The organism is Dyadobacter sp. CY323 (genome assembly GCF_021390245.1).
Classification (GTDB): Bacteria; Bacteroidota; Bacteroidia; order Cytophagales; family Spirosomataceae; genus Dyadobacter.
In genome coordinates this window covers 665,502-689,712 of record NZ_JAJUXH010000001.1, presented here as the reverse complement: position 1 = coordinate 689,712, position 24,211 = coordinate 665,502, and the positions used below count along the sequence as shown (strand labels likewise).

At 44.9% G+C, this 24,211-nt stretch carries 24 protein-coding genes and 1 pseudogene; 8 read left to right on the top strand and 17 right to left on the bottom strand.

The genetic code is table 11. The annotated features are described in order from the left end of the window. Positions 1-14 precede the first annotated feature (14 nt). Complete coding sequence (locus LZG72_RS03020) at positions 15-224, top strand: helix-turn-helix transcriptional regulator (RefSeq protein ID WP_233867336.1); 210 nt, start codon at positions 15-17, stop codon at positions 222-224. Here the strand turns inward: LZG72_RS03020 and LZG72_RS03015 are convergent. From LZG72_RS03015 to tcmP, 4 genes are read right to left on the bottom strand one after another with little or no spacing between them, the layout of a single operon-like run. Continuing rightward, entirely contained in the window at positions 221-1,000 is a 780-nt protein-coding gene (locus LZG72_RS03015) for a hypothetical protein (protein WP_233867333.1), read from the bottom strand. The genes LZG72_RS03020 and LZG72_RS03015 overlap by 4 nt on opposite strands. Positions 1,001-1,005: 5 nt before the next feature. Next, positions 1,006-2,379 carry a dGTP triphosphohydrolase gene (dgt, locus tag LZG72_RS03010; protein WP_233867330.1) on the bottom strand — a complete coding sequence of 458 codons (1,374 nt, stop codon included), beginning with the start codon at positions 2,377-2,379 and terminating at the stop codon, positions 1,006-1,008. Positions 2,380-2,411: 32 nt separating this feature from the next. Then, entirely contained in the window at positions 2,412-3,137 is a 726-nt protein-coding gene (locus LZG72_RS03005; RefSeq protein WP_233867327.1) for a DUF5131 family protein, read from the bottom strand. Beyond that, complete coding sequence (gene tcmP, locus LZG72_RS03000; RefSeq protein ID WP_233867324.1) at positions 3,137-4,282, bottom strand: three-Cys-motif partner protein TcmP; 1,146 nt, start codon at positions 4,280-4,282, stop codon at positions 3,137-3,139. The genes LZG72_RS03005 and tcmP overlap by 1 nt, the downstream gene beginning before the upstream one ends. Positions 4,283-4,638: 356 nt before the next feature. On the opposite strand from tcmP, the gene LZG72_RS02995 reads away from it, so the two are divergent. Both LZG72_RS02995 and LZG72_RS02990 read left to right on the top strand, forming a co-directional pair. Then, positions 4,639-5,010: a hypothetical protein gene (locus tag LZG72_RS02995; RefSeq protein ID WP_233867322.1), complete on the top strand. Its 372-nt coding sequence runs from the start codon at positions 4,639-4,641 to the stop codon at positions 5,008-5,010. Positions 5,011-5,110: 100 nt separating this feature from the next. Continuing rightward, complete coding sequence (locus LZG72_RS02990) at positions 5,111-5,428, top strand: GIY-YIG nuclease family protein (RefSeq protein WP_233867320.1); 318 nt, start codon at positions 5,111-5,113, stop codon at positions 5,426-5,428. Positions 5,429-5,599: 171 nt separating this feature from the next. Here LZG72_RS02990 and LZG72_RS02985 read toward each other — a convergent pair whose 3' ends face one another. The 4 genes from LZG72_RS02985 to LZG72_RS02970 all read right to left on the bottom strand — a co-directional run bounded on the left by LZG72_RS02985 (position 5,600) and on the right by LZG72_RS02970 (position 7,117). Next, the gene (locus LZG72_RS02985) at positions 5,600-6,055 is read right to left on the bottom strand and encodes a hypothetical protein (protein WP_233867319.1); all 456 of its coding nucleotides are present in this window, start codon (positions 6,053-6,055) and stop codon (positions 5,600-5,602) included. Between the two features lie 79 nt (positions 6,056-6,134). Continuing rightward, positions 6,135-6,455: a type II toxin-antitoxin system PemK/MazF family toxin gene (locus LZG72_RS02980; RefSeq protein ID WP_233867318.1), complete on the bottom strand. Its 321-nt coding sequence runs from the start codon at positions 6,453-6,455 to the stop codon at positions 6,135-6,137. Then, positions 6,448-6,678, bottom strand: coding sequence for a hypothetical protein (locus tag LZG72_RS02975; protein WP_233867317.1), 231 nt, complete (start codon positions 6,676-6,678; stop codon positions 6,448-6,450). The genes LZG72_RS02980 and LZG72_RS02975 overlap by 8 nt, the downstream gene beginning before the upstream one ends. A 79-nt stretch (positions 6,679-6,757) precedes the next feature. Beyond that, complete coding sequence (locus tag LZG72_RS02970) at positions 6,758-7,117, bottom strand: DUF1304 domain-containing protein (protein ID WP_233867316.1); 360 nt, start codon at positions 7,115-7,117, stop codon at positions 6,758-6,760. 141 nt (positions 7,118-7,258) lie between these two features. Between LZG72_RS02970 and bla the strand changes: the two genes are divergently transcribed. After that, on the top strand, positions 7,259-7,996 hold the full coding sequence (gene bla, locus LZG72_RS02965; RefSeq protein ID WP_233867315.1) for a subclass B1 metallo-beta-lactamase: 738 nt from the start codon (positions 7,259-7,261) through the stop codon (positions 7,994-7,996). Between the two features lie 171 nt (positions 7,997-8,167). On the opposite strand, the gene LZG72_RS02960 is transcribed toward bla, so the two are convergent. The 5 genes and pseudogenes from LZG72_RS02960 to LZG72_RS02940 all read right to left on the bottom strand — a co-directional run bounded on the left by LZG72_RS02960 (position 8,168) and on the right by LZG72_RS02940 (position 11,369). After that, positions 8,168-8,914: a ThuA domain-containing protein gene (locus LZG72_RS02960; protein WP_233867313.1), complete on the bottom strand. Its 747-nt coding sequence runs from the start codon at positions 8,912-8,914 to the stop codon at positions 8,168-8,170. A gap of 103 nt (positions 8,915-9,017) precedes the next feature. Next, positions 9,018-9,341: pseudogene (locus LZG72_RS02955) on the bottom strand (putative toxin-antitoxin system toxin component, PIN family); the annotation flags it as partial. Positions 9,342-9,417: 76 nt separating this feature from the next. After that, positions 9,418-9,618, bottom strand: a complete 201-nt coding sequence (locus LZG72_RS02950; RefSeq protein ID WP_233867309.1) for a hypothetical protein — start codon at positions 9,616-9,618, stop codon at positions 9,418-9,420. Between the two features lie 33 nt (positions 9,619-9,651). Continuing rightward, on the bottom strand, positions 9,652-10,959 hold the full coding sequence (locus tag LZG72_RS02945; RefSeq protein WP_233867306.1) for a BNR-4 repeat-containing protein: 1,308 nt from the start codon (positions 10,957-10,959) through the stop codon (positions 9,652-9,654). 32 nt (positions 10,960-10,991) lie between these two features. Beyond that, positions 10,992-11,369, bottom strand: coding sequence for a helix-turn-helix domain-containing protein (locus LZG72_RS02940; RefSeq protein ID WP_233867303.1), 378 nt, complete (start codon positions 11,367-11,369; stop codon positions 10,992-10,994). 78 nt (positions 11,370-11,447) lie between these two features. Between LZG72_RS02940 and LZG72_RS02935 the strand changes: the two genes are divergently transcribed. Continuing rightward, a complete protein-coding gene (locus LZG72_RS02935; protein WP_233867301.1) occupies positions 11,448-12,338 on the top strand; it encodes an NAD(P)H-binding protein in 891 nt (296 codons plus the stop codon). A gap of 173 nt (positions 12,339-12,511) precedes the next feature. Here the strand turns inward: LZG72_RS02935 and LZG72_RS02930 are convergent, their stop codons facing one another. The 3 genes from LZG72_RS02930 to LZG72_RS02920 all read right to left on the bottom strand — a co-directional run bounded on the left by LZG72_RS02930 (position 12,512) and on the right by LZG72_RS02920 (position 18,740). Continuing rightward, positions 12,512-15,970, bottom strand: a complete 3,459-nt coding sequence (locus LZG72_RS02930) for a PVC-type heme-binding CxxCH protein (protein ID WP_233867300.1) — start codon at positions 15,968-15,970, stop codon at positions 12,512-12,514. 195 nt (positions 15,971-16,165) lie between these two features. Further along, complete coding sequence (locus LZG72_RS02925; protein WP_233867299.1) at positions 16,166-17,398, bottom strand: GDSL-type esterase/lipase family protein; 1,233 nt, start codon at positions 17,396-17,398, stop codon at positions 16,166-16,168. A gap of 55 nt (positions 17,399-17,453) precedes the next feature. Then, on the bottom strand, positions 17,454-18,740 hold the full coding sequence (locus LZG72_RS02920) for an MFS transporter (RefSeq protein ID WP_233867298.1): 1,287 nt from the start codon (positions 18,738-18,740) through the stop codon (positions 17,454-17,456). A 166-nt stretch (positions 18,741-18,906) separates the two neighbouring features. Here LZG72_RS02920 and LZG72_RS02915 point away from each other — a divergent pair, with 166 nt between their 5' ends. The 3 genes from LZG72_RS02915 (at position 18,907) to LZG72_RS02905 (ending at position 23,057) form a co-directional block, all read left to right on the top strand. Continuing rightward, positions 18,907-19,563, top strand: coding sequence for a FecR family protein (locus tag LZG72_RS02915; RefSeq protein WP_233867297.1), 657 nt, complete (start codon positions 18,907-18,909; stop codon positions 19,561-19,563). Then, positions 19,560-22,274: a GH116 family glycosyl-hydrolase gene (locus tag LZG72_RS02910; RefSeq protein WP_233867296.1), complete on the top strand. Its 2,715-nt coding sequence runs from the start codon at positions 19,560-19,562 to the stop codon at positions 22,272-22,274. The genes LZG72_RS02915 and LZG72_RS02910 overlap by 4 nt, the downstream gene beginning before the upstream one ends. Positions 22,275-22,340: 66 nt before the next feature. Then, positions 22,341-23,057 carry a DUF1080 domain-containing protein gene (locus LZG72_RS02905; protein ID WP_233867294.1) on the top strand — a complete coding sequence of 239 codons (717 nt, stop codon included), beginning with the start codon at positions 22,341-22,343 and terminating at the stop codon, positions 23,055-23,057. A gap of 77 nt (positions 23,058-23,134) precedes the next feature. Here the strand turns inward: LZG72_RS02905 and LZG72_RS02900 are convergent, their stop codons facing one another. Continuing rightward, positions 23,135-24,199 (bottom strand): alkene reductase, encoded by a 1,065-nt coding sequence (locus LZG72_RS02900; RefSeq protein ID WP_233867291.1) that lies wholly within the window; start codon positions 24,197-24,199, stop codon positions 23,135-23,137. Between the last annotated feature and the right edge of the window lie 12 nt (positions 24,200-24,211).

Here is a 24,211-nt window from a genome sequence, read left to right as displayed (position 1 = left end):
AAAATATGCATCGAATGCCAAAAACACGTATCAATAGAATTAAGTTAGTCTTAGCAGAGCAAGAAAAAACTAATAGAGACTTGGCCCGAGAATTGGGAAAAGCGGAGTCGACCGTTTCTCGCTGGTGCACCAATGATGCCCAACCTTCTTTGGAAATGCTTTATGAGATTTCGGTTTTATTGAAGGTTGATATTCGGGAGTTGTTGGTGAGTACGGCTCCTTAATCAGTCACCGCAGAATCAAAAGACAGGTGGAGTTGATTACTAAGCTTCGTAGACTTCCTTATACTATCCAATAAGTCTAGAAAGGACTGATCGTCTAACTCATTGTATTTGGGATAATATTGCTTAATTTCTAACAAGCGTTCACACTCATCATTGTATCTATATTTTAGAGATAACAATTTCTCAATAATATATACTAAAGTATTATCTGTAAATGATACGCCATATTTAAATTTAAGATAGACCGCCCTTATTATATTCGCTTCAACAGTAGGATTGAGGTTTTTATAAACTGACTTTCGCTGTAAAATATCTAAACATTTATCATCCTTCCATTTGTTAAAATATCGCACATTATAGGAATAGTTGCACGTATTAATCACAAGTGAATCGAAATTATAAAAACATCCCTTTGCAATACTGTTAAGCTTATCAGCCTCATTAAGTTTGACAAGTTTATTTTTAAAAGCCCAATTATCCTCCAAACTCCAAAAGTCAGCGCTCATGGAATGCAATTTCACTTTAACTCCACCATGACGATTTTCTGTGTAATCCACTCCTAGATCCCTAACAATATCAACAAATTTAAATTTACTTAATTCTAATATGAAATCTATATCCCGGCTTGGAAGTGACTGTAATGTATCTCGTAAATATCCACCAACTACATAGGCGGTACCTCTCTTAAAAACCTCATTTAGCAATGCGGAAAGCAACTCCTCGCTTTCAAGTAAGTCACTAAATCTATTTTTAAACAGCTTTTTTAAATCTTCCATAAGACTTAAAGTTTGATTCCCTTCAACTCTTGAAATAAATTAATAGCGTAAGAATCAGTCATACCTGTAACAAAATCTGTTACAAGTTGTAACCGTCTGTATGTATCATTGGGATATTTTTCAATTTTTTCAAAAATCGTTCTATGACTTGATGATATTATTTTATACAGCCTTGCTTCGTAGTTATTTCCGCTGGCTTTAAATGTTTCTTTCAAACACGCATTACAAAAAATGTCCAACAAACCATAAATAGCCTCCCAACCTGCTATCTCCTTTTTTAAAATGGATTTGTCATCAAATATTGAGTACTGCAATTTCTTGTAAGCCTTTCGAATATCACTAGCATCAGACACATCTATGATTTCCGATTGCAAATCACCATTCATGATATCTTCGTATTTATCTCGAAATGTATTTAAAACCGCCTCAATCATTCTTCTTTGAGTAAAGATTCTAAACTTTTGCACAGCCAGTGACTCATCAATAGACTTATTTTTTGCCATTAGAGACTTTAAACTATCCAGTTCCCTTAATATTTCATCTCGATTTCTTTCTAGGTTTTTACCAAAAATATCAACAATATCGTCAATTGACATAATCCCAAGTTTAATTCCATCTTCAATATCAGCGGCGCTATACGCTATATCGTCAGCGGCCTCAATTAAGTAGACTATTGGGCTCCTTTTATTATTCAATCTCAAATATTCACTAATCTGCCTATAAGACTCTGTTTCAGTCACAAAATAGCCAAATTTCTTTTTCGCTATCTCCGTCCAAGGATCCTTATTGCCATCTAGTGAATTTGATGGGTACTTGATAATCGAGGCCAAGCTAGAATAGGTCAGATTATATCCCCGATTGTCACCAAAGTAATATAGCTTAGAAAGAATTCGGAACGTCTGAACATTACCATCAAAATTTACAAAGTCAGCCTTCTCTAAATTGGTTAACCCAAAATCACCATTCTCCTCAAAAAAATCTGCAAAAAACTTTTGGACCGCCTCTTCGCCAAAATGTCCAAAAGGCGGATTTCCCAAATCATGAATCAAACCAGCAACTCTCAGCAACGAACTTAGATACCCAATTTCAGTCTCCTCTATATCACCCTTCTCTAATAGGATTTTTTTCTCAACACTCTGGCCTATTGACCCTCCAATATAAGATACTTCCAAAGAATGTGTTAGCCTAGTTCTGATAAAATCGCTTTGAGCCAACGGAAAAACTTGTGTTTTATCCTGCAATCGTCGTATTGGTGCACTAGAAATCAATCTGCCATAATCATTTTCAAAAGGATTTCGCCCATCATCATCTATGGTATTTGATTTATCTCTAAACCTTTTCTCTGATAGTAAAAGTTTCCATTTCTCTTTATTGTTCATTTTTTAATTCGAATAGTTTTATTGATAGATATTTACATTTCCTCCAGTTCCAGCGATGGCATTTCATCATAGGTGCGTCCGTCAAGAAGCCGTCCAGCTGCTTTTTTGTTTTTCCCCCCCCACTGCTTGAAAAAAAAAGCAACATTCTCTCTCTTGCATTGATCTAAAATCTCAGATACCCATTCATATCTCATCGGTCTAGGATTGAAGCCACTTTCTCCACCAACTATCACCCAATCTATTTTAGATAGATTTAAACCAGCCAAAGGGCCTATCAACGGCTCCAATGACAAAAATTTAATTTTTGCTTCTGTTTCCCTTAAACAATCAATTCTATTTACAACCTTCTCGCTCTCCACTGATACCCCCATCCAAATATTATCAGTCCAATTTAATTCGCTATTTAACTCAAGTAATCTTTCGGAACGTTTTGTTAAAACCTGGAAAATATGTTGCGGGTTACTATTCATCACATTAAAAACCTTCTTAATAAAATCAACTGGTACGTCTTTATGAAATAGGTCGCTCATTGAATTGACGAATACGATCTTTGGAGATCTCCAAGTATATGGACCTAGCAGGGTATCTTCATGAGTCTTTATCACTTTGAAACCCTGACTATACTTTTCTTGTCCCATAGCACGCAGCCTTCTAGTCATAATTTCTGCATAGCAAAATTTACAACCGTCAGATATCTTTGTACAACCCGTGGTGGGATTCCACGTCACATCAGTCCATTCTATTGACGATTTGGCCATTACTTAAATTTTAAAATACAATCTTTTGAAATTAGTACAGAAACTCTGTGTTCTTTATCGTCCGTGAAAACAGGATCCAATTTGCCCTCTTCTACCAATCTCCGTAGCGCGTCAGTAAAGTGGCTCTTACTGTAAAGTGTTGCGATATGCTCCGTCTCAAAAAGATTGTGCGCAGATATAGTTTTATTGGAATATTTAAAATACATATCGTCTTTAAGTTTATCAATATTTAAAGACTTAAAATCAAAAAGGTCGATAATAGGATCATCAAATTTTTTAGCATCGAAAGTATAAGTATTTACTCCGTCAAAAATCGTCCCAACATTGGCGAAGTCATTGTAAATTGTCTTTATGAGATCATAACCCCTAGCTCCCTTCGTAAGATGTAGAATAAAGTGGCTAGTTGCTTCACTATCTTCCTCTTGAAACTTGAAGGCCGTATAGAATACCCTCTCTCCCAGTAAAGCTTCATACTCCTTTCCCAAACTATCTATGATTAACTTTAACCTCTCTGACACAGATAATTTATATCTTCTATCCAACCGTATTGTCGCCAACGTGGTAGGAAATAAATCGGACATTAAAGAGTCAAATTTCTCATTTTCCAACGCAGGATGAATTCGCTTTGTATTTACAAAAAGAAAAATTTCATTACCCCAATTTTTTAAAAATTCACCTAATACCTTTGTTTCAATTCCTTTGTATCCAAAAGGGTCAATAAACAGAAGCGAAGGATACTGATTAAACTTTCCGCTATGAGTACTCTTCATTAAAAATCTAGTAATGTCTTGGTCGACCCCAACAGTCTTATTGCCGAACCTCGGCTTATACGGAAATGTACCCTCGGGAAAGTATTTTAGAAAGTTTTGCTCTAAAAGGGATGAATACTTATTGTCATTGAATAGCAAATGCACACTATTTCTGAGCAAATCGTCCGCCTGGCACCTTTTCCCAATTAATATTGGTGTAGATAAACTCTCATCTTCGTAGATACCGGGACCTGCGAACAAGTCAATATATCTCAGACTCTTAGGCTTGTGTTTCTTTACAATTATCTTACAATAGCTTGGGAAATATTCTGAAATAATACTTGCTTTAATCTTCGATGATATTGTCTGTTTTTCAAAAAACACGCTTTCTTTCATAAGTTCAAAGTGAAGGTATACATGGTATATAATCCTAAATATAAATATTCCTCCGAAAATTATTACAATTCACTTTGTTCCCAGATAATAATGTAAAGGACAACTGCTAAGCGTTGTTAACAAAATAGCGTGCACGCTAAATACAAATTGCACTATCCCAACAAACTCCTTCCCTATCAGAAGAACTTCCTACATCCTCCCAATTCAAGTAAACTATTGATAACCAATCCACGTTTACCAATTTGAAGGCAATTAAACACATTTAAAAAACTGTAAATATTTCCCTCATTTCATAACTATTTTAATACCACAGAAAAGCCCCTCACAGAAACACGGGCATTGAAAACAGAATTACCATGATACAAATACAAAAACACACAAAACAGGACAAGTCGAAAAACCAGTCTCAGGAGTTTACAAAAAACCGTTACTCCGTACTTTACACATTGAAAGGCCAGTACCAACACGTGGGATGTTCGTCCCAGGAAGAGGCGCAATACGTACTGGGCACCCTCATGACCGACGGCAACCGCATCCCCATCGGCATCTACGACTCCAAAACCGACACCTTCGAATTCGAACTCATCGGCCAATACTTCCACGCCCAAGACCCCGCCAGCGATCAGCAGGAACGTCTGCACGAAATCCTGACCGTTTCAAGGGCATTGAGAAGAAGAGATGGCAGCTGGCATCCGGAAGTGCTGGGAAGAGCTAGTTTTTTTGCGTAATAGCTCACTTTTATCGCCTTAGCGTCTCCTTTTGTCACCCTGAGCGGGAAATGCGTTACTTTTTTGTCATTGGCGCGTCTAATAATAAAGGATACCGCCAATGCATACCAAAACCTACTTTGTCTACATTCTCAAATGCTTGGATGATAGCTATTACACCGGTATGACCAACAACCTCGACCGCCGGCTTGCTGAACATAACTCTGGCATTAACCCTGAATGTTATACCGCAACTAGACGGCCGGTTGAGCTAGTGTTTGCTTTTGAGTTCAAATATGTTGATAAGGCTATTGCCTTTGAAAAGCAGGTGAAGGGTTGGAGCAGGAAGAAGAAGGAAGCGATTATTCGGGATAATTGGGAGGCTTTGAAGGAATTTGCTGAATGCCGGAATGGAACGACTTGGAAGCGAAAGAGGTGATAATTTACGTAACCCATCTTTGGTGCCCTACTTGTCACCCTGAGCGCAGTCGAAGGGCGCTCCTTACAAGCACAACATAAAAAGCAGGGACTGTGCTTCCCAGTGACGCCCTTCGACCGCCGGGCGGCCCCCGTGCGCTCAGGGTGACAAGGGGCCAGAAACGCATCTATTTCATTCCTTCCTAAAATACCGAATATCGAAATCCTTCTTCCACGCCCCACCATCCTTCGCGTTCCACCAGGCAGCTTCAATGCTCTCCCCATCCTCATTTACGTTTCCTTCAAACCGCTGGGGAAAATCCGGGACGTCGCGCCATTGCTTTAAAACACCATTTTCAAAACTCGTTTCATAAATCCGTGAAACGCCGCGCTCGTCGTAGTAAAGCATCTGGCATTGTCCGGACGTATCGTCACAGCTGATTACGGCAACGGCTTTTGGCGGGCTGGGCTTTCCTTCTTCGGGAAAACTTTCGGAATGCAGGGTGATGAACGATTGGTTTTCAAGCCATTCAAATTTGGCAATACCTTTTAGTATTTCGCCCGGTTCGAGCCACGCAGCATTGGAAACTTCGGTTTGCCATTCTCCGATCAGGAAGGAGTATTTGGTTAGGGTGGGATTTGGTTTCATGTGTGCTGGCTTTTAGTTTGGTAATAGACCAGCAATAAAAATGCCAGCGGTTGATGGCTGGCATTCGAGATTTTGAATATTAGTAAAGTTGAAATAATATTTTAAGCCTGGAATTCAGATCATTCGTCTCTAATTCAGACAATTTTCCCAAAAGTCCTTTTGCCAGAAGTTTGTCTAATGTAGCAATTTTACTGGTTCGGATCAGGGATTTTTTTCGAAGCCCGCTTGCGGCACCCGGCGTTAATTGAACGTCTGTTGGCTCTTGAAAACTCGTTTGCGAGGTGATGAAACAGACGGTAAGATCGAGCCTCGTTTCAGCGAGAATTACGGCGGGTCGCAATTTGCTTCCGCTCAGATCTGTAAATGGAAAGGTAATAAGCACAATGTCACCCTTAGCCATTGTAGACCTCTTTCAAATCCGACACAGAATACAACTCTTCCTCATCGTCCAGAAATGCAAATGCAGTGCTTTCGGCAACCATTTTTTGCATTCCCTGTGAAAGCTGATTTTCCTCATAGCGTTTTTGGACAAAATCTGCAAAATCTGAAATTTCCTCGGCTTTATCGTAGGGAAGCTGCTTTATTGCCTCAACTGTGCGTTCAATGATCGCTTGTTTTGTCATCGTTTTATAGTTTGTGTATTCAAATATAAGAATTTTGTGCCTCCAATTTTATGTCACATTCCTGGAATGATTGCTTTACCTAAAAATGCAATACCACCAACGCCACAATCGCCGGCAAAGCCTGCACATAAAAAATCTTCCGACTAGCCGTAGCAGCCCCATAAAGCCCGGCCACAATCACACAGGTGAGAAAGAAAATGGCGACATGAAATGCCCAGTGACCTTCTAGGAAAAAGTACCAGATCAGGCCGGCGGCCAGAAAGCCGTTGTACAATCCCTGATTGGCAGCAAGCACCTTGGTAGGCTTAAACAATTCCGGTGCCAGGGACCCTTTGAATACTTCTTTGCCTTTGGTTTCCCAGGCAAACATTTCGAGGTACATGATGTAAAGGTGTTCGAGGGCGACGAGGCCGACGAGGATTTTGCCGAGGAGTTCCATGATTGGGGTCAATTTAGGTTTTGGGAAGTTTTAAGTTTCGGGAAGTTATGAAAAAATTTGTGGAGTACTTTTATCCGCTTACTTGTAAAGCTATCTTGCACAAAAGCAACTCCCCGATAACTACTCACACCCGACAATCTTATGACCAGGCAGTATCTTCTTATTCTTCTCTTACTTTCATTCGGCTACGTCTCCGCCCAGGATCCCGACAAAGGTCTAAAAACAGACAACCTCATTATCGAGAATGTTAAAAGCCATGTTTACCGGCACGTCACTTATTTAAAAACAGAAACTTACGGCCGCGTTGCCTGTAATGGAATGATCGTTTTTGACAAAGGTGAAGCGATTATTTTCGATACGCCGGTTGACGATTCTACCTCCAACGCGGTGATAGACTGGGTGGAGAACAGTCTGAAATGCAAGGTAAAAGCAGTGATCGCAACACATTTTCATGAAGACTGTGTAGCGGGATTGAATGCATTCCACAAGCGTGGCATACCATCTTATGCTACGAACAATACCATTGAATTTGCTAAGAAAGCCAAGTTCCTTGTACCGCAAAAGGGTTTTAATGGTCTGCTTGAACTGAAAGTCGGTGACGAAAAAGTCATTGCGGAGTTTAACGGTGAGGGACATACGCGTGACAACATCATCGGCTACTTTCCCAGCGAAAGAGCCATGTTTGGCGGCTGTTTGATCAAAGAGCTGGATGCTACAAAAGGTAATCTGGCCGACGCTAATGTCAAAGACTGGTCAGCAACGGTCGCCAAGATAAAAACAAAATATCCCGACACGCAGGTGGTAATTCCTGGCCATGGAAATGTAGGGAATTCGGCGCTGCTGGATTATACGATCGTGTTGTTTGAAGTGAAGAAGTAGGTGAGGTGGTTGAAAGTAGTTTGGAATAGTTCGAAATGGTTTGGAATAGTTTGAAGTGGTTTGGAATAGTTCGGTGGTTGGCACTAGTCATTGACCTTCGTCTAGGCCGAACCACACCAAAACAATTCCGAACCACACCAAACCATCTCAAACAAAACCGAACTGTTCAACTTACTTCAACCCCTTCCCAGTAGCAGCCCAGTAAATACCCCCATACAAGTGATCTAAAAACGACTGATCGGAATAAACCAGTCCGATATGTCCCAGGCCAGTGTAAAATGCGCGGCCGCCGTCGTAGTTGTGGTACCAGGCCATTGGATGTTCAGCGCCCATGCCAGTTCCCTGGTTGGTTTTCGGGTCGTATGATTTTTCGTCTAATGTGATCAGGATTTTCAGGTCGTCGGCGTTGTATGGTTTTTTGTATTCGTACCATTCATCTGTCCAAAGCAAACGTTTTGGAAAACGCTCCAAGCCTGGGAAATTGCTGTCTTTCACGTCCAGAAATGCAGTTTGTTGCGCAGGGTGGGTTTTGAAATACATTCCTACCAGTTTGCCATACCACGCCCAATCGTATTCAGTATCAGCAGCAGAGTGGATCCCTACCCAGCCTTTTCCGCTTTTAATGTATTTTTCAAATGCAGCTTGTTGCGCGTCATTCAAGATATCTCCGGTTGTGTTCAGGAAAATCACTACCTGATAATTAGCCAGGCTTTTCTCGTTGAAAACATCCGCATTCTCCTGCCAGTCCACCGAAAAGTTATGGCGTGACGCAAGGTTTCTGATGCCGGCGACACCTTCATGAATGGAAACGTGGTGAAAACCAGCGGTTTTAGTGAAGAGTAACGCTTTGAATTGTTGGGCGTTGGAAGTGGCTGCGCACGCAATAAAAAGAGCGAGAGCAAGTAATTTCTTAAGCATCGTTTTGGGGTCTTGGTTTGTGAAAACGGGATGTTCCCGATTCTAACAAAACAACAAATGGACTAAAATATACTTTCCCCCGGCAGTTCATACCATCGAAAAGTTACATTAGAAAGTCGGTAATCGTTTTGATTTTGGTTTGCTGAAACTGCTCCAATTCGAGCAAGTCCTTATCGCCGGTTAGCAGAAAGTCTGCATTGCTGTCAATAGCTAGTGATAGTAAGAAATTATCCTTCGAATCCCGGCAAATGTCACTACGGGTCCTTACAACTATAAATTCGGCGAATTCATCAATCGTTTCAAGGACACCTTCAACATCGGATTGAGCGAAGTAGCGTCGGAATTTTGGTCTTTTTACAACACATAGGAATTCTTCAAGAAGCTCATTGCTAAATATCAATTTGCAGCTCTTTGAGAAGAGTATGTCATCTAACCTGGAATAGTCATTTCAAATCAGAAAACTAATCCAAAGGTTGGTGTCAATAATGATTCGCAGGGTCTTTTCAGGCATATCGTTTAGCTCCGACCAACTCAACTTCTGAAGTAATTTCTTCTAACGTTGGTGCTGAGCTTGCCTTTGAACGTAATTTTTTCAGGACATCCCGAAATCCATTTGATGGAATGTCCTGAATTTCAATGAGCTTCATATCCGCCAGATCTTTGAGTAGACGGGCGGCTTTTGGATTTATAATATTGACGCGCATTGTGTTCATAGACCAAATAACAAAAGGTAACCATTAAGGTTTAATAATCTGCCACAAAATACCCGTATCATAATCCGTATAATGCACATATTTCTTATTCTGCATCCATAACAAAACGTTCTTGTCACCCTTCTTTTTATATCGCGGGATCACCGGACGAATGTTGTCAAGCGTTGAATTTCGGGTAATAGGGGAGATTTTCCAGTTTTTACCAAAGTCTCTGGTCTCAGCTCTGGAAATTTCAAATACATTGTTGATCTCGTGTGAAAAGTAGACGATTGACGGATCGAGCGGGTCGATGGTGAGTCCGCCTGAATAGTTTTCTTCGCGCTCTTTTTTACCTTCCGGAGTTTGCGGAAACCATTTGCCCGAGTCTATTATATAATGGTCATTCCATTTTTTCCCATCAAAAACGGCGTAATAATAGTGATGTTTTTCATTGTTGGGATAGCGGGTGTAGGCCACAACCGGCTGACCTTTTTTGTTAACCACAACATCAAAAATCCACGCTTTACCGGTTTCAGGTGTGGCTTTATAAATGACCGAAGCATCGCCGGGATTGAATGGCAACTGATCGATATCCGCGATTTTGGAACCATCGGCACGCCAGAACGCATCTTTTTCGTAGTAACAATAATACACTGAATTCAGCGGCTCGGCATTCGGATGCCCGTCCGTAAAGATCAAATGGATCTTTGATTTGCCATCGGAAAAGTACTTGACATAAGGCCGGTTATTGGTATCCAGTTTTTTCGAGGTGATGATCACCCGCGGATCGGACCAGGTTTTACCATCGTCGGTTGACGTGATAAAGTTTGGTTTAAAACCTACCCAGCGGCCAAAACTGTAAATCTTGTCATTCTCTGCACTCAGCATGAATGGGTTAGCGTATGTGTACGTTTCCCGTTTGAATTTTTCGAGCAATTCGGCCGTCTGCGGTTTAAAAACAATGGAATCCGAAAATGAGCTGACATCCTTTGCTTTTAATGTCGTATTCTGGATCACGCCCATTCCATTTTTGCTCCCGCCGTGCCAGGTATATTGGGTCAAAATACGCTGGTCGGGTAATTCAAGAAAAGCCGGGTTGTCATGATCGTCGATTTCCAGCTTTGTATAAAGCCTTTTTTGTAGCGTTTTCCCGTTTTCGGGATTTAATGAAGCCGCTATAATGTCGCCCGATTTGGTAACCCAGCCTGTTACCACCGTTCCATCTTTGGTATAAATGGCGCGCGGGTCGCTAAACCAGCACCACGCACCGTCGTCGGTGAGCGTGGCCGCATTTTGGGCAAAAACAGGAAGGTTAAAACTAAAAAACAGTAGTGTTAAAATCAGGATACGCATGCAGTCAGTTTTAGGTTTTACTGGAAAAGTGGTTAGCAGGCCACTTCTAATGCAGGATTTCTCTGCATATCTTTAAATGCCCACGCCGCCATCGCATTGATCACCGCCTCCAGCTCCCTGCCAGCTTCTGTGAGCGTGTAAGTTACATAAGGCGGCACCACCGGCCGTGCCTCGCGCGTCAGCAGATTATCCGTTTCCAATTGTTTCAAATGTTGGATCAGCATTTTTTCGGTGATATGCGGCATTGCTTTCCTGATCTCAGAGTAGCGTTTGCCGCCCGAAAGAAGATGAAATAAAATGATCGGCTTCCAATGCCCGCCGATTTTCCGCATGACATAGGTAACCGGACATTCCTGGATTACAATCTCCCGGTTTGCATTGTAAGTTGAGCTTTCCTTGATCTTCGTCATGTTACATACTTTGGGGTAAGTACTTGTCAAAAAGTAAGTACAAATATAGCTTTGTGGCAACAAAAACAACTTACAACTATGAAATATCTCATCACAGGTTCATTAGGAAACATCAGTTTGCCCGTAACAAAAAAACTTGTAGCAGCCGGCCACGACGTAACCGTACTCAGCAGCAGTTCAGACAAAAAAGCAGAGATCGAAGCGCTTGGCGCACACGCCGCTATCGGCTCGGTAACCGATCTGGCATTCGTTCAAAGTACCTTCGAAGATGCGGAAGTAGCCTATCTGATGATCCCCAGCGTCTTTTCGGTTGAAGATTATGCCAAATTCCAGCATGAAGTGGCTGATAATTACATCGCAGCTCTAAAAGGCAGCAGCATCAAACACATCGTACTTTTGAGCAGCATCGGCGCACATTTACGCAACGGCGCCGGCCCGATCGATGCATTGGGTTACCTGGAAGAACAGTTGCTGACATTGCCTGATCTCCATTTGAAATTCCTTCGTCCCTCGTATTTTTTTAATAATCTTTATAGTGTGGCCGGACTCATTGAACAAGCCGGCATTGCAGGCAATAACTTCGGCGATACAGACGAAAAGCTCATTTTGGTACAAACCGACCACATTGCAGAAGTTGCAACCGGACATTTGCTTAACCTGTTTTCGGGAAACAGCATTACCTACATTTCCAGCGACGAACGTCACCCAACCGAAATCGCCGACATCCTGGGAAACGCAATCGGCAAACCAAATACCCCATGGGTTACATTCACCGATGAGCAGGCATTTGAGGGATTACTTGGTGCCGGCTTAAACCAAAGCTTCGCCAGTGCATATGTGGCAATGGGCCAGGCAATACGCAGTGGAAAATTGCAGGAAGACTATTGGAAAAACCGTCCGGAGAAGCTGGGAACGTACAAACTCGAAGACTTTGCACGTGATCTCGTTGCTTCCCGTACCGAGGCGTAAGAAGAAAAATGATGGTATTGGTTGACAAACAAGAATCTTGGAGGAAAGCCTGACAGAATCCGCTTTACGTTGCTGCATGAACCTGGGCATCTACTTTTAACGTATAGACAGTGTTGAAACAAAGAAACCGGGAATCAGCGTCCCGGTTTCCTTTGTAATCCATCCTTAAAGTTTTATTTCCCCATTCTCAACCGCGTCTGCGCGCCGCCAGCAGCATCTTTTAGCTCTACTTTCAGGCCGCCATCTTTCACAACTCCTCGGTCGACCACCAAAGTAATCTGTTGCATTCCTTGTGGCAATGGGACGGTAATCACATTATCCGTCAATTTAACTGGTTTATTTGCGACATAGGCTGTGATTCCGTTTGAAGAATTCAATGCGAGAGTTACATTTCCTTTCGTCAAAACCTCAATATCAAATCTCACGATGCTAACTTCCTTGCCACCAGCTTCTATTACTGCCAGATTATCGACCGGAAGCTCGCCGGAAACCTTGCTGTAAACAGGCGAGTAAGTGACCTTCGCACCTTTGCCGACCACGAACGATTCACCCGTCAGCATTTTGGAGGCAGTTTGTTTGTCAGCTGAAATATTTTCCCACCTTCTTACAAACCTCGTATTCGGAACGCGATAATCGCCAGATTCTCCCAGTTTTGTCAAAAATCCAACCAGATTGATAAATTCCGTTTGGTCGAGACTTGCTGTCAATCCCGGAGGCATTAACGAGCCCGGTACTTTTTCCATAATCTGCACCTGGCTTTTTGGAATCGAAACTTCTTTGCCGGTTACGTCGCGGATGACAACGTCGGACGCTCCGTCCGAAGCTAAGTAACCCAGCATTTCGGAGCCGTCTTTTTTCACAACCCGCTTTAAATCATACCCTTCCTTAATGGACTCACTCGGGTAAAGCAGTGATTTTATAATGGTTTCAGCCGGAGAACTTGTTCCCAAACTACTCAAATCAGGTCCGATCAGCCCTCCTGCCCCGCCAATCGCGTGACAAGTTGTGCAGCTCGATTCGGCTTTCCGGAAAATCAGCTCACCTTTCGCCGCGTCACCTTTTTCTCTTACCAATTTAGCCAGACCTTCAATTTGCTGGTCATTCAATTCCTGCCGCATTTTCTGAGTCGGCAGCGATCCCCCCGAAGCCTCCAATGCGCTCACCAGGACTTTCATTTCATCTATACTCTGCCTGGTCCAGCCAGCACGGGAGCGAACGAGCTGCCGACCTGTTTTAGCCGCAGCCTCCGGAATTTTCTTCGCAGCAATGGCCTCACCCAATGCAGCTGCACCCGGGTTAGTCGAGATAAATGCGACGAAAAGTTCGGTCAGATCGGTTCCGGCAGGCAAGGTGCGTATCAGGTCCGTAGCCACAGTTGCGGCAGCTTTCGGATCTACGGTAGCAAGCTGCGAAGCAGCGATTACACGGATTTCCGGGCTGTTTTTCGGGCCACTCAAATCGGTCATCAGCTTTTGTGCTTTCGCTTTATCGACCGCCGCCAGTGAGCCCAGTGCCGCTTTTTTGGTGTCCGGATCGCCCGTTTGAATCAATTCTGTAAGTTTTGCATTAAGCTGGTCCAGTTTCCATAAACCAGCCAGACGGATCGCCGCGAGGCTCACTGCTTCATCGTCGTTACCAATAAAAGTCGCAATGCGTTCCGGATTTTTATCCGGTTTCACATTGCGTTGCCGGGCAGCACTTTCCAGTGCGGCAAGCTGGGCAGCTGCATTCTTATCTTTGTTTTGAAGTGTCAGATCCAGCAACATACTCAGGTCGGCAGGCTTGCCGGTGGCTGCAATGGAGGTCAGCACATCTTTTTGATAATCGTCCGGTACCTGGCCTTTTTGATAAAGTTGAACCAGCAGAGAAGCTGCGTCTGCACTGGTAGCGGATTTCAATGCGTAAGCTGTCTTTTTAGAATCTCCCAAAAACCCGGGCTCCGACTTCAATTTGGCCAGCCAGACCGGTTCCAGCTCGCGAATGGTCTGCCACAATGCGAAATCCAGAAATTCATCCATTTGAGCATCCAAAACCACCAATGCCGTTTTTGCCGCATCCGCCGTTTTTGTTTTACGCAGTGCAATGACGGTTTCCAGCCGAACCTGTGCGTGTTCGTCCTTTACAGATTTGGCAAGAAGCGCAGGCACATTTTTCAGTTTCGGATACCAAAGTTCCAATGCACGCAAGGCTGCCGCGCGGGCATTATGCGTTTTTGCATTCAGCAGGTTTAACAGGATCGGTTCATTGACGGTTTCCATGGTTTGGTAAACCCACAAAGCTTCTAACAGATTGTGCTCGTAGTTCGCGTCGTTCTTGTCAAGTCCATCCACCCATTTTTGCAAAGCCGGAATTACTTCTTTCGCACCTTTTGCTTTCAGCGTTTGCTTAGCCTGCAAACGTGTCCATTCCTCAGGGAGTTTCAACGCTTCCAATAATTCGGTGGTACTGGCTTTTGCCAGTTGTGGTTTTGTTACCAACGGACGTTTTTTAGCAACAATCCGCCAGATCCTTCCATGCTGCTGGTCACGACGCGGATCATAAAAATCCACTTCTCCGTGCTGAATAATTGGATTATACCAGTCGGCAACGTAAATCGCCCCGTCGGGGCCTACATTGATATCCACCGGGCGGAATGCAACATTATCCGTCCACATGAGGTCATCGGTTTGCTTGGAAGCATAACCTGAGCCTTGTTCTTCGAGTTTAAAGCTATTGATACGGTTCGCACGGAAATCGTTGGTGATCATCCTTCCCTGCCATGCATCCGGCAAATGCCTGCCCGACACCACATCCAGACCACTGTGCTTCGGCTGGCCCGGGTTCAGCCCCCTGATAATGCGAGCAGCTCCCGGCGCGGTCACAAAAGTGGCTCCCGGAAAACCGTAGTTGATCCCTTCCCCGCCCGCACCGTCTGTCAAGAACGACTGTCCCCAGCGGTCGAATTGCAAGCCCCAGGGATTCACCAGACCTTTCAGGTACACTTCCATGTCCAGGTTGCGGGTATTGAGCGCCCAGGTTCCGCCGCCTTCGAGACGTCTGATCCCAAAAGGTGTTTCCACGTGGCTATAAATGTAGATCGACTGGTTGAAGTACATACGTCCCTCGGGTCCCCAGCGGAACGTATGGATCAAATGGTGCGTATCGCCGGTTCCGAAACCGTTGAGAATGCGTTTTTTCTTATCTGCTTTCCCATCTCCGTCCGTATCTGCGAAATGCAGGATTTCAGTTGAATTGGCCACGTAAACACCACCATCTCCGGGTAAAATACCAGTAGGCTGAAACAAGCCTTCCGCAAAAATGGTAGACTTATCCGCTTTGCCGTCGCCATCGGTATCTTCGAGGACAAATATCTTGTCATTAGCCGATTCGCCTGTTTTCAAATGCGGGTAAACAGTGCTGCTCACAACCCAAAGTCGTCCCTCCGCGTCCCAGTTCATCTGGATCGGCTTGGCTACCATCGGGTCGGATGCAAAAAGTGTTACCTCAAAACCTTCCGCGACTTTGAATGACGCAAGTTCTTTTTGAGGATCAGGATCCACGTTTTCCTTGCTATCCAGGATTTTATTGGAAGAAGTAGTAAGGAGTACCGTCGCCACAAGCGCCGCTCCGTATAGTAATTTTGTTGGGTTCATATTGTTTGGTGCTCTTAGCTGTTAGCTGTTAGCTGTTAGCTGTTAGCCGTTAGCTGTTAGCCTTTTTTTTATTTTTGATATCGACATTCCCTTATTCTGTTTTGCCATCGCCGGTGTTCTCACCAGCAACCTGCTACATTGCCATTTTCAGATAGCGCTAGTCCATAGCGTAGCTAAAAAGCTAACAGCTAATAGCTAATAGCTAATAGCTCTCAACTCATACACCACTTCCTTCGGCTCGCTGTTTAATATGATTTGACCTTCCAGCCATTTGATCAGCAGGTTCTGATCTTCCAGACCTTTCACGTGGCGGCCTTGTTCGTACCGTCTGAACCCGACGATGTAAGTTTGGTTCATGGGACGGTATTGGAAAAAATGCAGCTCGTTTTTTTTCAGGATCATATTCCGCACCTCTTCCGATTTGGTGAATTGAGGTCCCTGCTTGATTTCCACACCACTCTCCCACTCTTTCGCGGAAGCTGCCGCCACTATATCGTTTTCAGAAGTCAGTACATAATAACCTTTCTTCAAGCCTGAGATCCGGACGATCCGCGCATTGTCTACGATCCAGCTGGCCGATTTCGGGGTTGCTAATGGCAGAAATGCATTTTGTACCGTGAATTTCATGAGCGCGTTTTCATTATCCGAAGCCACGATCCGCGCATTTGAAGCTTCTGGATTATTTTTGGTAAAATTAATGGCGGTAGTTGCCTTGCCAGCATCCACACCCAACGCTTTTTCCAAAATGGTAGCGAGGTAGTAATATCCCAGCTCGTTCAGGTGAACGGTGTTTTCTATGATATTTTCCTTCTTGCTCGTGTTCAGGATTGGATTGTAAATGTCGATAAATTGCTTGCCGCGTTCGGTCGCAACATCGGAAATCGCTTTGGAATACAATTCAAGATCGGCATTCCTCGAATCGATATGCTGTGCAGTATCAGTGGAAACGACCGGAATGGTTGATAACAAAACCGCTTTCGCGCCCAGTTGCTCGATCTTGTCGAGCAGCTTATTCAACCCTTCCTTGAAATGCGCCACCCCGGCCTGCCCATCCTGCGCCTCTACGCCGCCATAAGCCAGGAAAACCACTTTAGGCTCCGTTTTGGTGAGATCTTCCATTAAATGTTCATACGGGGTCGGCGGGTTGGTGTAGGTGCTGCGACCTTCTCCCCACACATTATCGCCCGTCCAGCCGAGATTGCGGAATGTAATGCCTTTGTCCGAGAAACGGGTAGTGAGCGCTAGTTCCAGATACCCATACTGAAAATCATTTTCGAAGATCGAATTGCCCAGAAAAACGACCCGGTCGCCATCTTTAAGCTGGAATTTGGAAGAGGCAGGACTTTGACCGGAAGCAAACGCGCCAATCAGGGTAAAAAACAAAAAAACGACGTGACCGATCGCTACCGGCACTTTCATACTTCTCATGCACTTTGGATTTAGGTAATAAAATAAAAAGAACCACAACGGCAGAAATTAACCATCAATGGTCAAAGGTTTTGATTTCGACAGCTTGCACACCCGCGCGATTCGGCGCCGGAATCACCATCGCAGTAATGACGGTGGCCAATACCAATGCAACCGACATTAACGTGTAAGATGCATTGAAATTTCCAGTTTCAGTGTTTAAATAACCAACCAGGTACGATCCTGCAAAAGATCCCAATGCTCCCAGACTATTGATCAAACCGATCGCGCCGCCCGCCACATTCTTAGGGAGGATCTCCGCAATCGCCGCAAAAAATGGTCCGTAAGGTGTATAAAGCGCACCTCCCGCAACCACGAGCAAGGCGTACGAAACCCAGAATTTATCCGGCCCCAGCCAAACGGCCCCGTACAGGCAGATCGCGGCGATCAGCAGGAATGGCCAGATGAATATTTTCCGGTTACCGGTTTTATCTGAAAAATAAGACGCCGACAACATTCCGATAACCGCAAAAAGATAGGGTACCGAAGATAGCCAGCCGGTATTTACCATGCTCATATTCGGCGCAGCTTTGATGATCGAGGGAAGCCACATGACAAATCCATAAACGCCGACACTCCACAAAAGATACTGCAAACAAAGCAGGATCACCTTTTTAGATTTGAATGCCTCCGCGTAGTTTTTAACCGGTTTAATGCCTGCCTGTTCTGCTTTCAGCTTTTCTTCGACCGCGAGCTTTTCTTCATCGGTGAGCCAGTTTGCCTCACTCGGCCGCTCGTCGATCAGTTTCCACCAGATAAATGCCCAGATTATTCCCGGCGCACCCTGCAAAATAAACATCCACCGCCAGCCCATTGACTCAATGAGATAGCCCGACAAAACCGACATCCAGAGTACCGTAACCGGGTTGCCGAGGATCAGAAACGTATTGGCTCGCGAACGCTCTTCTTTGGTAAACCATTGACTTAAAAGGATTAACATCGCCGGCATGACCGCACTTTCTACCACCCCGAGCATAAAACGGATGACGATCAAGGTAGTCGTATCGTTCACCATACCGGTGGCTGCGGCCAGCGCACCCCAGAGAATGAGGGAAATAAAGATCAGTTTTTTGGCGGTACGAGTGGCTGCATAATGCGCTCCGGGGATCTGAAAAAAGAAATATCCCAGGAAAAACAGCGAACTGAGTAAAGTAGAAGTATTGGGGGTGATGTTGAGATCATCAGCCATTCCACCGGCAACCGCGAACCCAAAATTTGCCCGATCAAGGTACGCGAGGCTGTACGTGATGAACACAACCGGGATAATGCGGAACCATCGACGTTGGGCTAGTTGCGGTTTCATGAGGGCGAGTCAAAGAGAAAAGTTGGATTGTTATCCTTTTAAAACGAAACAACCGTCGATTCTACCGTTGACACATCGGTTAGATGTTCACTGAAAATTGCAGAATTTACTCGGATCTATTTCTATTTTTACGAACCATAGTTTGCCTAAAACATCCTAACTCACTTTGCGCCAGTCTATCGACACATCGCACCTGCGACCCTATTTCCATAAGCTGGCTGCGCGCCTGCGGGAGCAAGGTTATGTCGAATATGGAAAAGCTGCCGGCATTTTTATGGTTACATTCGGACTGGCGTGCTGGGCCCTGGGACAAAATACCCGCATTATCCTGCCGCCGCCGTCCAGTCAGAACGCATTGGCTGAGGCGATGTTCGATGCCGTCACGCGGGTCAATAACAGTGGGGCCGACCAGCAGATCATCCTCGCCGACGGCAGCACGGTAATGCTTTCCACAGGCGGCAGCATTAGTTTTCCCAAAAATTATAACGATCAGAACCGCATAGTAACCTTGGCGGGACATGCTGCCTTTAATATCAAACAAGACCCTGAAAAACCGTTTTTGGTATATTCAGGGGCAATCGTGATCAAATCTGTGGGTACCGAGTTTGTCGAAAAGGCGATCAATAAAGATTCGCTGATCCGGATTGAGGTACTCGCAGGCGAGGTGCTGGTTATTAAGGCAGATGACTTTGATAATATCGAAATGGGGCCTAAAAAGGAAGCTTTTGGATTGAGCCTGAAACAGGATGAGCAAGCTGTATTTAGTAAAAACCGGCAGCTTTTGTGGAAAGAGGGCATTACTAACGACAAATCGACAAAATGAACAGCGGGGACATCAAACGGAGGGAATTTTTCAGGTATACAGGCTTATTGTCTGCCGGTTTTTTTATACCAAAATCAAATGCGTGGTCGCGTTCCCTGAAACCCGCGGGATACCCGCTACATAACATCCCGACGGTAAAAAACCTCGATCCGGCCTGGGTGAAATCCTTGTATAACCGTGCAAATCCGACCATTTATCTAAAAACCAAAAACGAACTTAAATACATCGGAATGCCGGTCGGCGGACTTCATGCAGGCACGGTATACCTCGGCGGCGACGGGCGGCTCTGGCTCTGGCAAATCTATAATTTGTCGGAAGAAGGTAAGTATGAAGGCATTGATCCGAAAACGGTACTTTGGAACGATGGAAATGAAGTGAGGAAAATCAGGTCACGGGATGGAGCGGCTTACGTGGAACCTGCGATCGCCGACAACAAACGCACACTTGAACAAGGATTCGCAATCCGAATTCGCTACAAGGGTCAGACAGTCATTAAAGAACTGAATGAAAACCATTGGGAAGAGATCAGTTTTGAAGCCAAATATCCGGTCGCGACGGTCAAATACACCGATCCGAAAATTCCGGTAAGCGTCACGCTCAAAGCCTATTCTCCCTTTATTCCGCTCGATGCGGACAATTCATCCCTGCCCGCGACGATTATCCGTCTTTCGGTGACCAATACAACAAATGAGAAAATCGAGGTATCTCTGGTCGGCTGGATGGAGAATGGCGCCAGCAAGTTATCAGCAAAACCCGGCGAGGGTAAAAGAACAAATGCAGCATTTACACTGGAAAATGGCAAAGGCGTATTCTCGGAATATAGCACAGACAAAGAAGCGCTTTTAAATGCGAGCGACGACGGCTCCACCTGCCTGATGTCACTGAACACGAATGTGAAAACCGCTGCGGCATTTGCACCATTTCCGGTTTCAGAAGTGGCATTTGATACTGGTTTTTCAGAGAAAGCAGAGAGTGAAGAAATCCTGATAGCCGGACTAGTTACTTCAAAAACGCTGGCAGCCGGTGCTAAAATGAAAGAAGATTTTGTGATCAGCTGGCATTTCAATCAGCCAAATGCAAAGTTAAAATCACTGGTGAAAGACGCGCAGCAAGGTTATCACTACCATTCGAGGTTTGCTGATGCGAAGGCAGTTGCCATATATATCGCCGAAAATTTCAAGAAACTGACCACCCTAACCGAATTGTGGCAGCAGACCTGGAACGACTCTACCCTGCCCCATTGGTTTCTCGAACGAACGTTTGTCAACATCGGCACGCTCGCTACGGCGAATACGTACCGTTTTGCGAGCGGCCGGTTCTGGGGCTGGGAAGGTGTGGGGGCCTGCGCAGGAACGTGTACACATGTGTGGCAATATGCGCAGGCAATGGGCCGGATCTTCCCTGAATTAGAACGCATTACCCGGCAGACGGTGGATCTGGGCGTGGCTTTCCGGCCAGATTCAGGCGCCATCATTTTCCGTGCTGAAAATGAAAGCCGCCCAGCGATTGACGGGCAGGCAGGTACGATCCTGCGTTTTTACAGGGAACATCAGATGTCCGCAAATGCAGATTTTTTGAATGCAAACTGGTCACGGATCAGGAAGTCAATCCAGTTTGTGCTGGCGCAGGATAAAAATGGCGACGGGCTGACGGACACGCCCATGGAAAATACATTAGACGCCGTTTGGGAAGGTGAAATTGCCTGGATAGCAGGTCTTTGCATTGCCGCGGCGCGGGCCGGACAAGCGATGGCGGAAGAAATGGCCGATACCGATTTTGCTAAAATCTGTGAAGACTATGTGGCAAAAGGCAAACAGAACATGGAAGAAAAGTTGTTCAATGGCGAATATTTCATTCACCGGCCCGATGTAAAAGAAGGTCGCAAAAAGCTGGGAGCTTACAATACCTGCCATATTGATCAGGTATATGGACAAAGTTGGGCGCACCAGGTGGGATTACCGCGGGTTTTGGATAAACAAAAAACACTTTCTGCGCTCCGCTCGCTTTGGAAGTACAATTTCACGCCGGATGTGGGGCCGTATATTAAAACGCATTTCGGCGGCAGGCCATATGCAGTTCCCGGCGAAGGCGGGATGATCATGAACACCAACCCATTGAATGAGGAAAAACCTTATGGCGAGAACGTTACCTGGCAGCTTGGCTATTTTCATGAATGCATGAGTGGTTTTGAGCATCAGGTTGCGGCACACATGATGTCGGAAGGAATGGTGGACGAGGCGTTGATTTTGACGCGGTTTATTCACGACCGTCACCATGCTTCAAAGCGGAACCCATATAACGAAATTGAATGCAGCGACCATTATGCGCGGGCGATGGCAAGCTACGGCACCTTCGTTTCCGCGTGTGGTTTTGAATACCACGGACCAAAAGGTTATATCGGTTTCCACCCAAAAATCTCACCGGCAAACTTCAAGGCCCCATTCACGAGTGCGGAAGGTTGGGGTACATTTTCACAAGTCCGAAAAGGCGCGGCGCAAACCTGTACCATTCAACTGGCTTATGGAACACTGAACCTTGAAACCATTTCATTGAATATCAACTCTGCCAAAACGGTAAATCATGTCTTGGTAAAAATGGGTAGCTCTGAAAATGCGGCGACCTTTCATCTTACTGAGGGTAAATGCATTGTAAAGTTTCGTAAACCTGTTCAATTGATGCAAAACAATATTTTAAACATCGTCATAACCTGATTTTATTCATTCAAATCATTATATTTCCGTACCTCAGTCGCTTTTTCAACTCTAACAACCTTACTTATGAAGTATTATAAAATCAGTCGCATTGCTATTTTTTTATTCCCTACCCTCATTTCAACCATCGGTTTTATTATTCCTGAACGAAATGCAGCAAAATGGGTGACTCTTTTTAATGGTAAAGAACTAAAAGGGTGGCATAGCTACAACCAGGACAAAATAGTCGGCTGGTTTATCGAAGACGGTACGCTCACAACCGACGGAAGCGGCGGCGATCTGGTGACTGATAAAGAGTATGGGGACTTTGAGCTGGAATTTGAATTTAAGATCCCGGAAGGCAGTAACAGCGGTATTTTATATAAAGTAATTGAAACCCCCGAAATCAAGCGGACGGTATTTTCCGCCCCCGAGTACCAGATCATTGATGATAAAAATTACGTCGTGAAAGACGCTGATGGAAAAAATATTGGTTTGAAACCGGGACAATTGACAGGAGCCAATTATGATATGAACCCGCCCAGCGACCCTCGTGCATTTAAACCCGCCGGAAGCTGGAATACCGGCAAAATCATTGTTGCCAAAGATCAGGTAAAGCATTATCTGAATGGCAAGCTCGTGGCCGAATATTCGTATGGGACTGATGCCTGGAAGGCGCAGGTGGCAAAAAGCAAGTTTAAAGACTGGCCTTATGCAACGCCGCACCACAAAGGAAAAATCGCATTACAGAACCACAATGCAAAAGAAAAAGTCTGGTTCCGCAACATCCGCATCAATGAATAAAATGGAATGTGAATGGATTGAATCAATCCATTCACATTCCATTTTATTCATTGGCCGTCGGCTTAGGCCGACGGAAATCAGAGAATTGGATAATCAATATATCCGATTGGGCCGGGGGTGTAGAAGGTATCGAAGTCCAATGCATTCAATTCTGCGCCGGTTTCAATTCGTTTGATCAGGTCCGGACTTCCCAGAAAAGAGGTGCCAAATGCGACCAGATCTGCAAAACCAGCATGCAAAGCTTCTTCCGCAGACGCAGGAGTTAATCCGTTACAAAGAATGATCGTGCCGTCAAAATTGCTTCTTATTGCGTCGAAAGTCTCTTTTTTGATGTCCGGGTTCTGGGCAATATGCAGGTAGGTAATACCAATTTCATTCAGCTTTTGCGCCAGATAACCATACGTTTCCCGTACTTCCTCATCCGGGTACGCTGTCATATCGTTGTAGGTATTGTTTGGTGAAAAGCGGATCCCTACCTTTTCTTTTCCGATCGAAGCCGCGATCTTTTCAGCGATATCCAGTACTGCTTTGGCGCGTTTTTCTATGGAACCACCAAACTTGTCCGTGCGGGTATTCACATGCGGGTTAAGGAATTGTTCCAGCAGATATCCATTCGCGCCGTGCAATTCGACGCCATCAAAACCCGCCTTGATCGCGTTTTCTGCCGCATTTACATATTGATCGATTACTTCCTCCACTTCGGATTCCGATAATGCAACGGGCTGGGGATGTTCCAGCATTCCACCCTGGTCGGTCCACATCTGACCAGCAGCTTTCACGTCAGAAACACCAACCACAGACACTCCTTCCGGCAGGTTATTCCCGTGGCCAATCCTGCCGGTATGCATGATTTGCAAGAAAATCTTGCTGTTTTTCTCGTGGACTGCGCTGGTCACTTTTTTCCAGGCTTCCGTCTGTTCTTCACTGAAAATCCCCGGAATGCGCGCATATCCCAGTCCTTCCGGTGCCGGAGAAGTACCTTCCGTAACGATCAGCCCCGCACCGGCGCGCTGTGCGTAGTAAGTGGCCATCAAATCGTTAGGAATATTACCGATCGCCCGCGAACGCGTCATCGGAGCCATTACGGCGTGGTTCTTTAATCTGAAATTTCCTTTTTGGTATTCTGTTGGTATCGTGCTCATTTCCACTTTGCT

What these genes read in the sequence shown, in the direction of transcription:
- LZG72_RS02945 (WP_233867306.1), bottom strand. Translation starts at nt 10,959, where the DNA reads ATGCGTATCCTGATTTTAACACTACTGTTTTTTAGTTTTAACCTTCCT.
- bla (WP_233867315.1), top strand. Translation starts at nt 7,259, where the DNA reads ATGACCAGGCAGTATCTTCTTATTCTTCTCTTACTTTCATTCGGCTAC.
- LZG72_RS02970 (WP_233867316.1), bottom strand. Translation starts at nt 7,117, where the DNA reads ATGGAACTCCTCGGCAAAATCCTCGTCGGCCTCGTCGCCCTCGAACAC.
- LZG72_RS03015 (WP_233867333.1), bottom strand. Translation starts at nt 1,000, where the DNA reads ATGGAAGATTTAAAAAAGCTGTTTAAAAATAGATTTAGTGACTTACTT.
- LZG72_RS02910 (WP_233867296.1), top strand. Translation starts at nt 19,560, where the DNA reads ATGAACAGCGGGGACATCAAACGGAGGGAATTTTTCAGGTATACAGGC.
- LZG72_RS02925 (WP_233867299.1), bottom strand. Translation starts at nt 17,398, where the DNA reads ATGAGAAGTATGAAAGTGCCGGTAGCGATCGGTCACGTCGTTTTTTTG.
- LZG72_RS02935 (WP_233867301.1), top strand. Translation starts at nt 11,448, where the DNA reads ATGAAATATCTCATCACAGGTTCATTAGGAAACATCAGTTTGCCCGTA.
- LZG72_RS02975 (WP_233867317.1), bottom strand. Translation starts at nt 6,678, where the DNA reads ATGACAAAACAAGCGATCATTGAACGCACAGTTGAGGCAATAAAGCAG.
- LZG72_RS02905 (WP_233867294.1), top strand. Translation starts at nt 22,341, where the DNA reads ATGAAGTATTATAAAATCAGTCGCATTGCTATTTTTTTATTCCCTACC.
- LZG72_RS02995 (WP_233867322.1), top strand. Translation starts at nt 4,639, where the DNA reads ATGATACAAATACAAAAACACACAAAACAGGACAAGTCGAAAAACCAG.
- LZG72_RS02940 (WP_233867303.1), bottom strand. Translation starts at nt 11,369, where the DNA reads ATGACGAAGATCAAGGAAAGCTCAACTTACAATGCAAACCGGGAGATT.
- LZG72_RS02960 (WP_233867313.1), bottom strand. Translation starts at nt 8,914, where the DNA reads ATGCTTAAGAAATTACTTGCTCTCGCTCTTTTTATTGCGTGCGCAGCC.
- LZG72_RS03005 (WP_233867327.1), bottom strand. Translation starts at nt 3,137, where the DNA reads ATGGCCAAATCGTCAATAGAATGGACTGATGTGACGTGGAATCCCACC.
- LZG72_RS02920 (WP_233867298.1), bottom strand. Translation starts at nt 18,740, where the DNA reads ATGAAACCGCAACTAGCCCAACGTCGATGGTTCCGCATTATCCCGGTT.
- LZG72_RS02900 (WP_233867291.1), bottom strand. Translation starts at nt 24,199, where the DNA reads ATGAGCACGATACCAACAGAATACCAAAAAGGAAATTTCAGATTAAAG.
- LZG72_RS02990 (WP_233867320.1), top strand. Translation starts at nt 5,111, where the DNA reads ATGCATACCAAAACCTACTTTGTCTACATTCTCAAATGCTTGGATGAT.
- tcmP (WP_233867324.1), bottom strand. Translation starts at nt 4,282, where the DNA reads ATGAAAGAAAGCGTGTTTTTTGAAAAACAGACAATATCATCGAAGATT.
- LZG72_RS02930 (WP_233867300.1), bottom strand. Translation starts at nt 15,970, where the DNA reads ATGAACCCAACAAAATTACTATACGGAGCGGCGCTTGTGGCGACGGTA.
- dgt (WP_233867330.1), bottom strand. Translation starts at nt 2,379, where the DNA reads ATGAACAATAAAGAGAAATGGAAACTTTTACTATCAGAGAAAAGGTTT.
- LZG72_RS02950 (WP_233867309.1), bottom strand. Translation starts at nt 9,618, where the DNA reads ATGCGCGTCAATATTATAAATCCAAAAGCCGCCCGTCTACTCAAAGAT.
- LZG72_RS02985 (WP_233867319.1), bottom strand. Translation starts at nt 6,055, where the DNA reads ATGAAACCAAATCCCACCCTAACCAAATACTCCTTCCTGATCGGAGAA.
- LZG72_RS02980 (WP_233867318.1), bottom strand. Translation starts at nt 6,455, where the DNA reads ATGGCTAAGGGTGACATTGTGCTTATTACCTTTCCATTTACAGATCTG.
- LZG72_RS03020 (WP_233867336.1), top strand. Translation starts at nt 15, where the DNA reads ATGCCAAAAACACGTATCAATAGAATTAAGTTAGTCTTAGCAGAGCAA.